The organism is Rhodoflexus sp., from assembly GCF_053489755.1.
The window spans coordinates 1-15,845 of the sequence record NZ_JBRCHD010000048.1; the positions used below are offsets into that span (position 1 = coordinate 1).

The window sequence follows — 15,845 nt, forward strand, 5'->3', positions numbered from 1 at the left end:
CGCGCCGTTCCACTTGCCCCGATTGAGCAACAGCAGCCCGAATCGCGCCATGCTGCGGGCATTGCTGAAATACACGTTGTTAAATCCTACTTTTAGCCACAAACCGCTCATGCCGATTCGGTTGCCGATAGTGCGTCGGAAGTAGGTATTGTAGTCGGCGCGTGCCGCCGTTTCCACCACTTTTTCCAGCAGCGTATAAGGGGCATTATGATACGCCCAGCGCGTTCCGGCATCGGCAGAGTATTGCAGGCAGGCGCGCAGGGTGCAGTCGTTATCGGGTACGGCATCGTTTAGACCCGTAGTCATGGTGAGTTGGTGGCCAATGGTAATCAGGTTTTCTTTATCGGCAGGCAGCGATGTCCAGCCGTTGCCCAGATATTGCGAAGTGCGGTCGCTGATGCGCAGCAGTCCCTCTTTTTGTGCGATGCCAACCAACATTGCCGTCAGCGTTTTGCCCGCCGAAGCCCAATACCAGACGCTGTCTGCCGTAAACCGCCCGAAGTAGCGCTCAATGACAATTTTACCGTTTTTCAGAACGATAAAAGCCTTTGTATTTTTTTGACAAGCGACCGCCGTGAGCAGACAACAGGCGGCAAAAGCGACAAAGAGGGTTTTCATAGAGGCGTTTTTGGTAAGACAAGCGATTGGCGACAAGGTTTAACGGGGCAAAACATAAATGCGTGTTGTGAGTTGATAATGCCAACAATCTGCTGAAACAATGACGTTACGACTCTTGCTCGGCGACCAGCTCAATATCCGACACAGTTGGTTTGCAAAAGTTACCCCCGATGTGGTTTATGCGCTGATGGAAATTCGTCAAGAAACCGACTATGTGCGACATCATATACAAAAACTCATCGCTTTTTTTGCCGCCATGCGGCGCTTTGCCGATGAGTTGCGGCAGAAAGGACATCGGGTTATCTATCTGAAAATCAATGATAAAGAGAACAGCCAAAATTTTGCCGATAATCTTACGGCTATCATGCGGCAAATCGGAGCGGAACGCTTCGAGTACCAACAACCCGACGAGTACAGGTTAGATGTTTACCTTGCCGAGTTTTGTCGCCATTTGCCGATTCCTTCGCAAGCGGTAAGTAGCGAACACTTTTTAACGGAACGCGATGAGTTGGCGCAGATTTTTAAAGGAAAGAAAACCTATTTGATGGAAACTTTTTACCGCGCCATGCGGAAAAAGTACAATATTTTATTAACCGAACTTGGCGATCCCGAAGGCGGAAAGTGGAATTACGATGCGGAAAACCGCAAAAAATACGACGGCAAAGCGCCTTTGCCGCCACCTTTGAAAATTTCACCGATTTCTTTACAAATAGTAACAGAAGTATTTGCAGATATTCAATACAGCCATATTGAAACTATTGGCAGCTTGCAAATAGAATCGTTTGAGTGGCTAACGACACGCGAAGAGAATTTGCAACTTTTGGAGCATTTCTGCCGCTACGGGTTGCCTCAGTTTGGCAGCTATCAAGACGCGATGACAAGCCGGCACCCCTATTTATTCCATTCGCGGCTTTCTTTTGCCATGAATGTAAAAATATTACATCCTTTGGAAGTTGTTCATGCGGCTATTGAGCATTGGCAAAATAACAAAGAGCGCATCGGTTTGGCGCAAGTGGAAGGCTTTGTGCGGCAAATCATCGGTTGGCGCGAATACATGCGCGGCGTTTATTGGGCGCAAATGCCGCGCTACTCTCAACTGAACTTCTTCAAGCACGAGCGCCCGCTGCCCAGCTGGTACTGGAACGGGCAAACTAAAATGAACTGTTTGCGGCATGCCATCGGGCAATCGCTGCAAAAGGCTTACGCCCATCACATCCAGCGGCTAATGGTTACAGGCAACTTTGCCTTGCTGGCGGGTGTTCATCCCGACGAGGTGGATAAGTGGTATCTGGGCATTTACATAGATGCGATTGAATGGGTGGAAATAACCAACACGCGCGGCATGAGCCAATTTGCCGATGGTGGCATAGTTGGCACAAAACCCTATGTAAGCAGTGCCAACTACATGCACAAAATGAGCGATTACTGCACAAACTGCCACTACAACAAAGACCTCAAATATGGTCAGCGCGCTTGTCCGTTCAATAGTTTGTATTGGCATTTTTACGAACGACACCGCGATAAGTTAGCGCGCAATCCGCGCATTGGAATGATGTATGTTACTTGGGACAAGATGGCTGCTGCTGAGAAAGAAAAAATTCTGACGCAAGCCGAGCATTATCTGACAAACATCAATGCGTTGTAAGCACTTGAAAGTCAAGACATGTCCAAACTTGCATTCTGATAACTCTCATTTCGTACAATTGCGCCGGCAGTCGCCTCAACCATAGCGGCATCTCTGTTTACATCTCAATTTATGGTATAACTTTGCATTATGCCGTCATTTGATTTTGAAACAGGAGAAACGCTGCTTGTGGACAAGCCCTATGGCTGGACTTCTTTTGATGTTGTCAATAAAATCCGCTATGCTATCCGGCAGAAAAAAATCGGTCATGCAGGTACGTTAGACCCGCTTGCCACCGGTTTGCTGATTCTCTGCACCGGAAAGAAAACCAAGTTGATAGATAGCTATCAGGCGCAGGTGAAGGAGTACACGGGAACTATTGTGCTGGGACAAACGACCCCTTCCTATGATGCCGAAACTGAACCGACAGCAGCTGTGGACATTAGCCATCTGACTGAGGAGATGTTGTATGAAGCCGCCGACAATTTTAAGGGCGCGATTGAACAATTGCCTCCTGTTTTTTCAGCCGTTAAAGTAAATGGCGAGCGACTCTACAAAAAAGCCCGTCGCGGTGAAACCGTCGCGGTGAAACCGCGCCCCGTAGAAATTTTCAGTTTTGAACTCGAGCAAATCGCTTTTCCCATCGTTCATTTTCGCGTAGTATGCTCAAAGGGTACTTATATCCGCAGCCTTGCGCACGACTTTGGGCAGGCATTGGGCGTGGGCGCTTATCTGGATAGCCTGCGGCGCACCCGCATCGGCGATTTTTCGGTAAATGATGCCTGGCAACTACCCAAACTTATTGAAGCAATTAAAGCAGAACGAAGCGACGCATGAAAGTACAGCACGGAATAGCCGGACATAAACCGCCTTCGTATGCCATCGTAACGGAAGGAACTTTTGATGGGGTACACGTCGGACATCGCAAAATATTATCCTCACTGGTAGCTGAGGCGCAACGTATCAAAGCGCACGATCCACAGGCAGAAAGCGTTGTTATTACATTCTGGCCGCATCCGCGCCTGATACTTTTTCCGGAACAGCAAGACCTAAAACTACTTTCTACACTGGCAGAGAAGACCGAGGCGTTAGCCGCCATCGGTATTGACAGGCTGGTTATCCTACCTTTTGATAAAACTTTTTCCAATCTTTCGCCCGAAGCATATGTACAGCAAATTCTGGTTGAAGGACTGAATACGCGCAAACTCATTATCGGCTACGATCATCGCTTTGGAAAAGACCGCGCAGGCGACTTTAACTTTTTGAAAGCCAACGAACAGCGCTTTGGCTTTGTCGTAGAAGAAATTCCGCGTCAGGACATAGAGGAAGTTGGGGTGAGCAGTACCAAGATCCGTCATGCGCTCTTGCAAGGCCAAATTGATATTGCTAATCGCTACTTGGCCGCACCTTATTCGCTGTACGGAAAAGTTGTTCGAGGCAACCAGTTGGGGCGCACGATCGGTTTCCCAACGGCCAATCTTTATGTCAGCGAAAGTTACAAACTGATTCCTAAAGATGGCATCTATGCAGTGCGCATCCGATTAGAAGAGACGATTTATGGTGGCATGATGTACATTGGGGTTCGCTCTACTTTAGGAAATCACTTAGAGCGAACCATTGAGGTAAACATTTTCAACTTTAATGGTGAAATTTATGACACCTTCCTTACGGTTGAAATTATAGCCTATCTGCGCGGCGAAGAAAAGTTTGATAGCCTCGAGCATATGCAACAGCAACTGCTCAGAGACAAAGAAAGCGCTTTGCAAGTCTTGTATTAATGTGTGGCTGTCCAAAAAGGACGAATGTAGCACAGACTTCAGTCTGTAACTATTTGATTATCAACTAACTAACAAATAACAGACTAAAGTCCGTGTTACTTTCTGGACAGCCTCTACGTCGGTTTTCTCGCTACAAGCCTAACACTTTTCGGTTAAAATTTTCGTCAGTTCCTGTTCCTGCGAAGTCGTCGAAGGCACGCTCGGTAACGCGGATGATATGGCTTTCGATAAATGGAGCGCCCTCTGCAGCCCCTTGCTCGGGGTGTTTGAGTGCGCACTCCCACTCCAAAACTGCCCAAGAGTCATAGTCATAGGCGGTAAGTTTACTGAAAATGCCGCTGAAATCAACCTGTCCGTCGCCAAGTGAACGGAAGCGCCCCGCGCGATCTACCCAGCCTTGGTAACCTCCGTAAACTCCCTGTTTACCAGTCGGATTAAACTCTGCATCTTTTACGTGAAAGGCTTTGATGCGCTCGTGATAAAAATCTATAAATTGCAGATAATCCAGTTGTTGCAGAATAAAATGACTTGGGTCGTAGTTAATATTGGCGCGTGGATGATTATTTAATTTGTCCAAAAACATCTCAAAAGTGATACCGTCGTGAAGATCTTCGCCGGGGTGCAGTTCGTAGCAAACATCTACGCCATATTGGTCAAAATGATCTAGAATGGGTCGCCAGCGTTTAGCAAGTTCGCTGAAGCCTGTTTCTACCAGTCCGGCAGGACGCTGTGGCCAAGGGTACATAAATGGCCAGACCAAAGCCCCTGAAAAAGTAACGTGTGCGCTTAGTCCCATATGATGGCTTGCCTGCGCTGCATACTTGAGTTGCTGAACTGCCCATTCAGTGCGTGCTGCGGCATTACCGCGCAGTTCGGCAGGTGCAAATCCGTCAAACATCGCATCGTAGGCAGGGTGTACGGCAACTAATTGTCCTTGCAGGTGGGTGGAAAGTTCTGTGATGGCTACGCCTGCTTCTTTGGCAATGCCTTGCACCTGTTGCGCATAATCTTTGCTTTCTGCCGCTTTTTTCAGATCAATGCAGCGGCTGTCCCATGTAGGCACTTGTACACCAATATATCCGAGCGAAGCCGCCCACTCACAAATTGTTTTAAAGTCGTTGAAGGGGGCTTGGTCGCCCATGAACTGCGCCAAAAAAATGGCTGGCCCTTTAATTGTTTTCATACCGGAATAGTTTTGACTGTAACGGGAATGAAGTTAGCCGCCTGCTGCTAATTCTGCAAACAATCAGCGCAAAATAGCCCGCAAATGGCTTCGGTATTCCTCATACTCGCCGAGGTTGTGATGCCCGCCACCTTCGATCACAATAAAATCGTCAGATTTTTTGATGAAATTTTTTAATTTGATAGTTGATGTAAACGGCAGCAATTCATCGGCTGTTCCGTGAAAAATCGTAATAGGGTAGTTAATCTGAGATATGTATTGATAAGTTGGAAACTCGTAGCGGAGTAGTTTTGCATAGGGAAGGATAGGGGCATAGGTATAGGCAACATCCTCAAAGCTGTGATAAGGTGTTTCCAAAATTAATCGGGCTGCCTGATGACGCGAGGCTACATAAGCGGCCAAGCCTGATCCTAAGGAACGACCATAGATAATAATTTGATTGCTTTTGTATTTTTTATTGGCAAAATGATAAACTAAATCTGCGTCGCTACGCATATTGTCTGCGGTGCGTTTGCCCGTACTTTTGCCGTAACCCCTGTAGTCCCAAACCATGAAATCATAGCCTGCTTTTAGAAATATATCATTGTACTTTCCCCAGCGTTGTAGATTATCTGCATTGCCGTGGTAGTACAATACAAGTCCTTTAGCAGGTTGATTTTCAGATTTGAAATACAGCAGGTTAAGCTCTTCTCCATCAGATGTAAAGAGTGTATATTCATCAAAGGTTGCATCAAACTGAAATTTGTATTTTTTGGGGAGCTTGACAGGATGAAATATCACATAAGTCTGACCAAAATAGGCGAGCGGTATCAGCAATAAATAAATAGCAGCCAGTACAGAGACCATGCGAATGATAATTTTCATATCTTATTGCAGGCGCTGAAAGTAAACAAATTCATGGTTAGGCAGTATGTCAGGATGAAAAATAGCGATTAAATCTGCCAGTACAAGGTCGGGACGTACACTTCCAGATTCCCAGTAATCATTGCCGCCTTGCGGTAGTTGCCTTTTGTTATTATTGAAAACCCGACCTGATTGAACAGCCTTGAGCAACCCGAAGCGGGTATCGGTTTTACGGATCATGTCCAGTGATTCCATACTACCCGGATTGATCCAGTAATCGGCAGTCTGGATTCTGGAAAAAGCAGCTTCAAGGCTTAGCGGCAGGCTTCCTGTTTGTTTTTCATCCTGCCAGAGATAATTTGCACCTGCATCCTGTAATAGCTTGGCCATAAAACTATCTCCTCCCGGCATGTACCATGTATTTCCATAAGGCACATTGGGGAATACTGTAGGTCTTTGCTGGACATTACGCGTCTTGGCAGCAAGTTGCATATATTTTTCTTCGATTTGGTTGAAAATACTATCAGCTTTTTTGCTTTTATTGCACAGCAAGCCTGCTACTTTCACCCACTCTGCTTTTCCGAGTGGATTATTTTCCATAAAGTCAGCATTTATCAGTACTTTTATTCCCGTTCTTTGCAGCAGTGAGAGTTTATTTGCATCGCTTGCACCTGCATACAGCATTACAACATCGGGTTTGAGTTGGCTTAGCAACTCTACATTGGGTTGGCTACCGGAACCAAGTTCGGCGATCTGACCGTTGGCCACTGCAGCACGCAACCGCTCGCTGAAGAGATAGGAACTACCCGCAAAAGCCTTGATAACTGACTGACAACCAATAATTTCAAAGAGATGTGCATAGGTAGTTCCGTATAGCGCCACGCGCTCGATCGGGGCAGCAATAGGCTGACAGCCCTGCGGCAGTTTGGGCAGTGGCTTATCTTTCGGATAGATAGCATAATCTATTTGCTTACCCTCAAAAGGAGTTACGCGAAGCAGGGTGTATCCTTGCTGTTCTTCAATACTGAAAAAATTAGCATATCGAACGGATTGCGTGCTGCTTATTTGAAGATTTTGATCGTCCTGCGGTCGCTTAGATTTACATCCTGAAAGCGAAAAGCAGGCGATAAAACTGATGATGAGGTATATGTGAAAGGAGAACTTCATCGGAAGATAAGGAAAAGAACGAGTTGATCAATTATTTTTAAGCGATAAGGCTGCGGATTTTCCTGCGATGTAGCCCGTCGTCCACGCGGCTTGGAAGTTGAATCCACCCGTAATGCCATCTATATCAAGCACTTCACCTGCCAGATACATGCCCGGGACTTTTTTACTTTGCATATCTGTCCAGTCAATATCGTCTAATGAGACACCACCACAGGTAACAAATTCTTCTTTGTAAGTTGTTTTTCCTGACACTTTATAGGTATCATTACGCAAAATATTGACCAATCGGTTGATGTCTGATTTTCCAATGTCGTGCCATTTTTTGTTTGTGGCAATACCGATCTTAGCAAGGAGGTACTCCCAGAGACGAGTAGGTATTTGTAAAGGGTTGCGATTACTGATAAGGCGTTGAGCGTGTTCTTGCTTATAGCGCATGAGTTCGTTGCGTAGTTGCTCCTCCTCCCGATTGCCGGTCCAGCGCACCATTACCGAAAAGCGGTAGTTCTTTTCAGCAATCCACCGCGCACCCCATGCGGAAAGTTTCAATATGGCAGGCCCGCTCATGCCCCAGTGCGTAATCAGTAAGGGGCCTTCATATGAAAAACGAGTGTCCAAAATCTTAACTACTACGTGAGGTACTGTAATGCCCTGAAGTTCTGTGATGTTTTCATCGGGCATATTGAAAGTAAAAAGCGAAGGCACAGGAGGTTCTATGTTGTGTCCAAGTTCTTTGAGCCATTGCAGTCCACTTTCTTTGGGGCTGCCTCCGCTTGCAATAATGAGTTTACGGCATGAGATCGGTTGTTTAGCATCTTTCAAATGTAGCTTAAATCCTTGATTTTGCGGTTCTACAGCGATTACTTCTTTCCTGTTGGCAATTTGTACGCCGTTGCGATGGGCTTCTGTCATCAGTGCGGCGATGATGCTTTGAGAGTCGTCGCTGACGGGGAACATCCTGCCATCGCTTTCTGCTTTGATGGGTACTCCCCGCGCCTCAAACCACTGTACCGTATCCGTAGTCATAAAATGCGGAAGCAGCTTTTTCATTAGCTTTTCGCCGCGTGGATAGTTTTTACTCATTTCGCCGACGGTAAAACAGGCATGAGTAACATTGCATCTGCCACCGCCGGATATTTCGACTTTCATAAGTAGTTTACTTGCTTTTTCAAGTAATAAAATTTTACTTTGAGGTGAATTTTTTGCCGCATTGATGGCTGCGAAAAAACCTGCAGCTCCGCCGCCGATAATTGCAATGTCTGCCTGATGTGAATTATGAGTGAAATCGTGCAACATAGCCTCAAGATTTACGTATTCTCTCGTAAATTAGCAGCAAGGTAAACTTTGATTTTCAACAGCAAGTTTACTCAATTCATTAATGTGTTTAAAACTTTTTGGCTCTTGAGAAGACTCTTACTTTGTTTGTTGTGCCTCTGTTATTATGGGAAAAGTATTGCTCGTCAGTTCTCAGACAGGCAAACAGATGCTTTTTTACCACACAAATTAATTGTCAAATTCAAACCTTCTGCTTCTTTCAACTTTGCACAGCCATTTGCGTTGGCTACCGCCGATAAAATAGGTATCCGGCAATTTACTCAGATTCACCCTGCTGCAAGACGCACTTCTTTTGGTAACTACGATGTTGCTTATCTGTATGAAATTGAGCTTAAGCCCGGAGTTTCCTTTGCAGCAACACAAAAACTTTTGCAACAGCTTCCTCAGGTTGCCTATGCAGAGCCTGTTCCTGCGCATTATGAGTTACTTGGCAATGAGTCTTTTACGCCCAACGATCCGTTCTTTAACGAAATATTTTTTCCCGGACGCATGTTTGGACATCGCCTTGCCCGTGTGTTTGAGGCTTGGGAACAAAGCCGTGGAGATACGAACACAGTGATAGCCATTGTTGATTCGGGGGTACGCACCGATCACCCGGATCTTCGCCGAAACTTGTATTTTAATAACGCAGAACGCTTTGGCAGACCGGGGATAGACGACGATGGCAATGGTTTTGTAGATGATAGTCTGGGAGTTGATTTTGCAGAGAACACAAACATTTACAACAATTTTCACGGAACAACTGTTGCAGGCGTTGCCGCTGCTGTACCCGATAACAACATCGGTTTTGCAGGTGTGGGCTACAACTGTCGTATTATGCCGCTCAAAGTAACGCGGATAGGTTCGCTAAACCCAATTGGTTTATACCGCGCGATGCTTTATGCTGCGGAAAATGGCGCTAAAATTATCAACGTTTCTCTCGGTCAGGCTACTGCTTTTCTTCAGTGGGAGCAGGATATTATCAATTATATTACCCATCGGAAAGATGTGCTGGTGGTAGCTGCTGCGGGTAACTGGGTAACGGCAGGCGGTGCAGAGGTGGCATTCTATCCGGCAGCCTACGAGCATGTAATGGCGGTTGCGGCTTCAGACCGACAGGATAGGCGGGCAAGCAATGGCATTTTTGGCAACCATATTGATCTGATGGCGCCGGGAGTAGATATTTGGAGTACTTTTACCGGCCCTGATTTTACCTCTTCGCTTTCAGGTTCATCATTTGCCGCGCCTTTTGTATCGGGCGCTGCCGGCTTGGTGCGCTCGCGCTTTCCTCACCTGAAGGCTGTGCAGGTGGCTGCTTTGCTGCGCAATACAGCAGATGACGTATATGCACTTCCCGAAAATACGCCTTTCGTCAATAAACTGGGGCGGGGCAGGCTGAATGTCCTTCGCGCTTTGCAGAACGAAGCTACAACGGCAGCGATTGTGGCAGGTAGTTTCCAGTGGACAGCACGAGGCGCAAGCGGAAATGCAACCAACGATGATACCATCCAACTGTCGGCGGTGTTTAGAAATATCTTGCGCCCTGTTGTCAATGCACGTGTTTCTTTGACCAGCGATTCGCGCTATGTACGTATTTTACAGGGTAATTTTACGATCGGTGCGCTAGCCTCGCTTGATTCGGTCAATAACAGGCAGCAACCTTTCAGCATCTACTTAACCCCCGATACCCCTCCTGGTGAAATAATTCACCTGCGCTTGAATTACACAGACGGCGATTACTCGGATTGGCAGATGTTTGCCTTGAAAACTTCGTCCAGTCCGATGAATTTTCAATTCAACCGCATTAGTTTATCTACTGCTGCTAATGGACGAATCGGCATGACAGATAACCAGTTTTTGTCCGGTATCGGTTTGCGATTCGATAACCAGCAGATTTTGGCTGAAATGGGGCTGATGGTGGGATTTGCGCCAACGGTGGTTTCCAATGGCATTTTTATTAGTCCCGGTCAGCGATCTTCAGACTTTACCCCCATTCAACATCCGCGCGTACTCGATCAGGGTTTGCAACATACAGTTGCCTACGCTTCGTTTACAGATGCGATCAATAACTTTAATCGCTTGAATATCAATGTTGAACAGATCATTAGCGGGCGGATCAACACGCCGCATCAGAATTATATCGTCATCCATTACGACGTAACCAATAATGCCAACTCGCGATATGACAGCCTACGCATCGGCTTGTATGCCGATTGGGACATCGGCGACCTGAATAATCGGGCAGGCTGGGATGCAGTCAATGTTTTTGGCTATGTTTACAAAGAAAATGGTCTGTGGGCAGGAGTCAAAGTGTTGAGTGAGGTAAACGGCTATTACGCAATTGATAAAGAGGATATACACGCCAATCAGTTTAATTTTACGGATGGGTTTAGCATCAGAGAGAAATTTACCACACTCTCCACAGGTATCAGACGCGCGCAGGCAGGTACACACAGACAGGGAGGCGCAGACGTAGCACACGTAGTTACGGGCATCATTCCGCGATTGGAAGCGGGTGAAAAGCGCCGTGTTTCTTTCGTAGTCGCCGTAGGACAAAATCTTGCAGAACTGCAGCAATCAATCAATGAAGGCGCTTTGCAATTGAACCCTGCGACGGTACGCAGCCAGCCGCCCGTCATGCCTGATTACCTGTGCGGAGGCGATACGGTTCGCTTCGTTCCGGGCAATGGCACAAGATTCAGATTCTATACCGCAGATAACCTGCAAACACCTCTCAGCGAGGGAGGCTATTTGCCCTTGCGCATGGAAGACGAAGGCAGAACTTTTTTTGTCAGCGGCTACGACCACCCGATCGAGAGCAGCTTAGTTCCCTACACTGTGCGCATCCACTCGGCGGTAGCGCGTTTCCGATCCATAGACTCGCTCAATATCGCCGATTCGAGCAAGTTGTTGCTGTTCGACGAAAGCGTAAATGCTGTCAGTTGGCGCTGGGAATTTGGCGAAAACATACCCGTACAGACGGTGCGAAACCCGGTTGTAAATTTCCGAAATCCGGGCAATTACAATGTTAGACTGACGATAACCGATGATAAGGGCTGTCAGGCGACCTACTCGAAAACAATCAAAGTGGTGCGCTTAGCACGTGGCAACCGCCCGCAGATTCCTTTTATTACCTTTGCCTGTGAGCGTAGTCCTGTGGTGATTAGTCCTTCGACAATCAACGCACGAAATTTCAATTTCTATCACGACAGCCTTTCTTCAACACCCGCTGCTACGGGTCAGCGCTATGTACTGAACGATGACAGGGTGCGTAAGGTATTGATTACCAGTATAGATTCTGCGTTAGAGAGCCTTCCTGCCGAGATAGAAATCAGTCGCATCCGTTTGCGTGCTGCCTTCGACTACTCGCCCCGGTTCGATACTGTCATCTACGATCGCATTAACTTTACTGATCGCAGCACGAGCGATAGATCAATCACGCGCTGGGAGTGGGATTTCGGCGATAGCTCGCCGCGCGTGATGGAGCAGAACCCGTCGTATAGCTACAGCCGACAAGGCACTTTTACGGTAAAACTGATCGTTACTAATTCATTTGGTTGCCGCGATAGCACTATGCAAACCTTCCGCGTTGGCAGGAAAGCACCGATACCTATTGTTAATGATATAGAGGCGTGTCGGGGACAACTGGTAACAGTGAAACCTTCGGGCGGTTCGCGCTTCAATTTCTATTTGGGTAGTACAGATGAGCCTCCTGTACACACAGGGGCGTTTTATCAGTTGATAGCAGACAGAGACAAGCAATTGCTAATTACTAGCGTAGATTCTGTCATAGAAAGTGATGCGAGGGCAATTATGATTTTTGCCAGAGAGGTGATTGCAGATTTTGAAATGCCGGCTGAAGTTGGCTTGGGCCCCGATACACCGCCGCTGATACTCTACGACCGCAGCCTCGGCGCAGTTGAGTGGTTGTGGGACTTTGGCGATGGGACTACGTCCACTCAACAAGATCCTGTCCATCGTTTTGCCCGCGGCGGACAGTATCGGGTGCGTTTGCAAGTTAGGAATCGGCTGGGATGTCTGTCATCTGTAGAAAAAGTAATCACAGTAGTAGGGCAGGGGCCTGTTCCGATCTGGGTCAATCCGGGCGTTTTTTGTCCTGGTGCAACGGTTATAATTACGCCTGCTAATGGCACAAGATTCCGTTTCTACGCCACTCCGCCTTCTTTGGGAGGAGCGCCTGCCGCTGAGGGCACATCGTGGAACATAGGGGCGCTGCAAGCCACACGGAAAATATACATTACTAATATAGACTCAACACGCGAGAGTCTTCCCTTAGAGGTTATTTTGCAGGTAAGCGATTTGAATGCGCGTTTTACTGCCACAGGTAAAGGCAGTGCATTTACAGTAGGCGATACGATTCGCCTGACAGCAGAGAGCAACACAGCTATTTCTTGGACATGGAATCTAGGTAATGGGCGGCCTGCCTTCGGCAAAGAGGTCTGGGTAGTTTACGAGCGCGCAGGGGCATTCACTGTTTCGCTGACGGTGCGCGATTTGAATAATTGCGAGCAAGTGCAGACAAAATTACTAAACGTAGAAAACAAAACTTCGTTGCCTGAGCCGCCGATACCGACACACGAGCCGCAGGCAACTCTGTTCCCTAATCCTGCAAAAAGTAGTACATTACTTAGCTTGGATCTGTCGAAGTTGCAGCAGGTTAGTCTTCGGCTGTCCGATCATCTGGGGCGCATCGTCTGGGAAGGTTCTGCGCAAATGAGGAAAGGATTAATAGAGATTCCGATACAACATCTTGCCTCAGGCAGCTACTTAATACACATAAACTGCATCGAACTGACTAAACACATCCGCCTGATCAAAGAGTAGGTTCAGCCGATAAACAGGTAGTCGTAGTGCACCAACGGCTTTTGCCCGTTTTTTCCGAGGCGCTCCAATGCTTTGTCTGCACCGTATTGTGCAATACCTAAGCCAATCGGCTGATTTTCAGCATTGTAAATCTGAATAAGATCGCCTTTTTCAAAGTTGCCCTCTATCCGAACAATACCAACAGGCAGTAGGCTGGTAGCGCGCGCCGAACTAATGGCATCTACCGCCCCCTGATTGAGAAAGACCTTGCCTTTGGCAAAATCGCGGCTGTGTGCAATGCGCTTCTTGACGGCAGAAGCCTTGCGCAACGGCTTGAAAAGCGTGCCTATTTGCTGCTTGCCTATGAGCAAATCGGTGAGTACATGCGGACGCTTGCCGTTGACAATGTGTACACTGATACCTAATTGTGCAACCCTGCGCGCGATGTTACTTTTTGTTAGCATGCCACCGCGTCCAAAACCTGATTTTTCGGCGCTGATAAATCGGCTGAGGTTCAGTTCGGGGGTAATTTCGCTAATGAGTTCACTTCCTGCATCGCTTGGGTTGCCTGTGTAAATGCCTTCCACATTACTCAAAATGCACAGTGCATCGGCATCCATCATAGACGCAACAAGCCCTGCCAGTTCGTCATTATCAGTAAACATAAGTTCGGTTATCGAGACAACATCATTTTCGTTGATAACCGGGATGATCTGATGTTGCAGCAGCCCTGTGAAGCAGTTTTTGATATTCAGGTAGTGGTTGCGGTCGCGGAAGTCGTCTTTGGTTACAAGCACCTGTGCAATTGTCAGCTGGTGTGTGCCAAACAGATGATTGTACAACTGGAGGAGCTGGATCTGTCCTACTGCGGCAAGTACCTGCCGCTTGGTTACTTGATCGGCGCTATCGGATAATTGGATGCGTCCACGAGCAGAGGCTACCGCCCCCGAAGACACCAGCAGTACTTGTATGCCTTTCTGGCGCAATGCCGCAATTTGTGCTACCAAATGTGCGATATGTTGTTCGTTAGGCAAACCTTCGGCAGTTGCCAACACATTTGAACCAATCTTGATGACAACTTTGGAGTAGTCCATTGGAGTTGGTAACAGTGATGGGATAGGTTGTATAATCAAAAAAGAGGCTGTCCAAAAAGTAACACAGACTTTAGTGTGTGATTTGCTAAATAACTGACAATCAAATAGTTGCAGACTGAAGTCTGTGCTACATTCAGCCTTTGGAGACAGCCTCTCATGCGTGTGAATGCAGTGGAGTTGGCGGGATTCGAACCCGCGTCCAGAACACGGCTTTGTCGTGCTTTCTACATGCTTAGTTTCCTTTAATTGTCGGGAAGAGCCGGGCAGGAAACACGCCGAAACTCTACCTTAGTTGTTCAAGTCTCATCTGTGCTTAACAACATCGCACAGACCAGCGCTGCATCGTGATGTCCCGATTGATAGCCGGCAGCACGTGGGCTACCCGGAACAAAGGCGCTTAATCCTCCGGATTAAGCAGCCAAGGCGTAGTTAGTCTCGCCAGTTATCTTTTTGGCAGGTTTTATTTACGGGAAATACCTCCAACTCCCGGCATGCTTACACGCAAAAACTCATGCTGTCAAAACCAGTCAACCCCAATAAGTCAGTGAACTTCTGTTAATAAGACCACAAAGGTAGCAAAAAAGTTGCAAGAACCTCGAAAAAGATTGTCAGATCGGCTGAAGACTTACAACAACTACTGCTGAACCAAAAGTAAACTGGAAGCGGAGGAGCGTATCGGTGATATCAATAATCTTCCAGATTTCGATCTCATTGCCATAGTCAAAGATTAGATCAGTGCCTGTGCTATTGAAGCGCCAGACTCCCTCGAGCATTTGCGGATCGGTAGGATTGCAGCGGGTTGGGCCTTCATCGCGAACGAATTTGTTTGCTTTAAAAAAGATATTCACATTATCGCGCACGCAAGAAGGTATGCCACTGGGAAATGGCTGTCCATTGAGCGTTACCTCAGTAATGCGCCAGCGTTTGCCACCCGGACCGGCCAACAGTCCGCTGTTATTTTTACTGATAACTGTAAATTCTGTATTGACATAGAACGAGCCGATTGAGCGGACGTTGGTGCGGAATTTTCCCTCCCAGTTGTTCAAACTATCGCTGACGGCGTTAAAATAATATTCACCGGCTTCCAATCCTACGAAGCGCACAATACCGTTTTCAGCAGTCTTGCGGGGAGGTTTGACGGGATTTTTTTCATTGAGCCAATCTTCGCGAGTGCGGTACAGCGCTACCTCTGCATCGGGTACGCCATCGCCAAAACCGTTCAGTACATAAAGCTCCAGCACTGCATTGGGCTGCCCCTCTCCACAACCGCCAAACAAGAAAGCCACGCAGCCGATCAGCAGAGGCATTATTTGCCGTTTAATGCTTTGTGTGAGTTGTTGGCTTAGCACTGTGTCGAATTTGAGTCTTACCATCGGCAAAAATAAACGATTCACTATTATTTG

Annotated in this window: 11 protein-coding genes and 1 other RNA gene; 4 read left to right on the forward strand and 8 right to left on the reverse strand. The window is 47.3% G+C overall.

The window, feature by feature from the left end:
- Positions 1-618, reverse strand: a 618-nt coding sequence (locus tag ACWIP2_RS10980; protein WP_448519976.1) for a serine hydrolase domain-containing protein, incomplete at its 3' end; no start/stop codon positions are given.
- 100 nt (positions 619-718) lie between these two features.
- Between ACWIP2_RS10980 and ACWIP2_RS10985 the strand changes: the two genes are divergently transcribed.
- From ACWIP2_RS10985 to ACWIP2_RS10995, 3 genes are all read left to right on the forward strand, one after another.
- Positions 719-2,263: a cryptochrome/photolyase family protein gene (locus ACWIP2_RS10985; protein WP_448519977.1), complete on the forward strand. Its 1,545-nt coding sequence runs from the start codon at positions 719-721 to the stop codon at positions 2,261-2,263.
- Between the two features lie 129 nt (positions 2,264-2,392).
- Positions 2,393-3,079, forward strand: coding sequence for a tRNA pseudouridine(55) synthase TruB (gene truB, locus ACWIP2_RS10990; RefSeq protein ID WP_448519978.1), 687 nt, complete (start codon positions 2,393-2,395; stop codon positions 3,077-3,079).
- On the forward strand, positions 3,076-4,020 hold the full coding sequence (locus ACWIP2_RS10995; RefSeq protein WP_448519979.1) for a bifunctional riboflavin kinase/FAD synthetase: 945 nt from the start codon (positions 3,076-3,078) through the stop codon (positions 4,018-4,020). Before truB ends, ACWIP2_RS10995 begins: the two co-directional genes overlap by 4 nt.
- A 130-nt stretch (positions 4,021-4,150) precedes the next feature.
- On the opposite strand, the gene ACWIP2_RS11000 is transcribed toward ACWIP2_RS10995, so the two are convergent.
- From ACWIP2_RS11000 to ACWIP2_RS11015, 4 genes are all read right to left on the reverse strand, one after another.
- Positions 4,151-5,203, reverse strand: coding sequence for a sugar phosphate isomerase/epimerase family protein (locus ACWIP2_RS11000; protein WP_448519980.1), 1,053 nt, complete (start codon positions 5,201-5,203; stop codon positions 4,151-4,153).
- 63 nt (positions 5,204-5,266) lie between these two features.
- Entirely contained in the window at positions 5,267-6,067 is an 801-nt protein-coding gene (locus ACWIP2_RS11005; RefSeq protein ID WP_448519981.1) for an alpha/beta hydrolase, read from the reverse strand.
- A gap of 3 nt (positions 6,068-6,070) precedes the next feature.
- The gene (locus ACWIP2_RS11010; RefSeq protein ID WP_448519982.1) at positions 6,071-7,213 is read right to left on the reverse strand and encodes an ABC transporter substrate-binding protein; all 1,143 of its coding nucleotides are present in this window, start codon (positions 7,211-7,213) and stop codon (positions 6,071-6,073) included.
- Between the two features lie 27 nt (positions 7,214-7,240).
- Positions 7,241-8,506 carry an NAD(P)/FAD-dependent oxidoreductase gene (locus tag ACWIP2_RS11015; protein WP_448519983.1) on the reverse strand — a complete coding sequence of 422 codons (1,266 nt, stop codon included), beginning with the start codon at positions 8,504-8,506 and terminating at the stop codon, positions 7,241-7,243.
- A 105-nt stretch (positions 8,507-8,611) separates the two neighbouring features.
- Here ACWIP2_RS11015 and ACWIP2_RS11020 point away from each other — a divergent pair, with 105 nt between their 5' ends.
- Complete coding sequence (locus ACWIP2_RS11020; protein WP_448519984.1) at positions 8,612-13,369, forward strand: PKD domain-containing protein; 4,758 nt, start codon at positions 8,612-8,614, stop codon at positions 13,367-13,369.
- A gap of 2 nt (positions 13,370-13,371) precedes the next feature.
- Here ACWIP2_RS11020 and proB read toward each other — a convergent pair whose 3' ends face one another.
- From proB to ACWIP2_RS11035, 3 genes are all read right to left on the reverse strand, one after another.
- Entirely contained in the window at positions 13,372-14,442 is a 1,071-nt protein-coding gene (proB, locus tag ACWIP2_RS11025) for a glutamate 5-kinase (protein WP_448519985.1), read from the reverse strand.
- A gap of 169 nt (positions 14,443-14,611) precedes the next feature.
- Positions 14,612-14,977, reverse strand: a transfer-messenger RNA (tmRNA) gene (gene ssrA, locus ACWIP2_RS11030).
- A 73-nt stretch (positions 14,978-15,050) separates the two neighbouring features.
- The gene (locus ACWIP2_RS11035) at positions 15,051-15,836 is read right to left on the reverse strand and encodes a hypothetical protein (protein ID WP_448519986.1); all 786 of its coding nucleotides are present in this window, start codon (positions 15,834-15,836) and stop codon (positions 15,051-15,053) included.
- Positions 15,837-15,845: the final 9 nt, after the last annotated feature.

Bases quoted from the DNA above. Each gene is read 5' to 3' on its own strand.
- truB (WP_448519978.1), top strand. From the start codon at position 2,393: ATGCCGTCATTTGATTTTGAAACAGGAGAAACGCTGCTTGTGGACAAG.
- proB (WP_448519985.1), bottom strand. From the start codon at position 14,442: ATGGACTACTCCAAAGTTGTCATCAAGATTGGTTCAAATGTGTTGGCA.
- ACWIP2_RS11000 (WP_448519980.1), bottom strand. From the start codon at position 5,203: ATGAAAACAATTAAAGGGCCAGCCATTTTTTTGGCGCAGTTCATGGGC.
- ACWIP2_RS11010 (WP_448519982.1), bottom strand. From the start codon at position 7,213: ATGAAGTTCTCCTTTCACATATACCTCATCATCAGTTTTATCGCCTGC.
- ACWIP2_RS10995 (WP_448519979.1), top strand. From the start codon at position 3,076: ATGAAAGTACAGCACGGAATAGCCGGACATAAACCGCCTTCGTATGCC.
- ACWIP2_RS11015 (WP_448519983.1), bottom strand. From the start codon at position 8,506: ATGTTGCACGATTTCACTCATAATTCACATCAGGCAGACATTGCAATT.
- ACWIP2_RS10985 (WP_448519977.1), top strand. From the start codon at position 719: ATGACGTTACGACTCTTGCTCGGCGACCAGCTCAATATCCGACACAGT.
- ACWIP2_RS11005 (WP_448519981.1), bottom strand. From the start codon at position 6,067: ATGAAAATTATCATTCGCATGGTCTCTGTACTGGCTGCTATTTATTTA.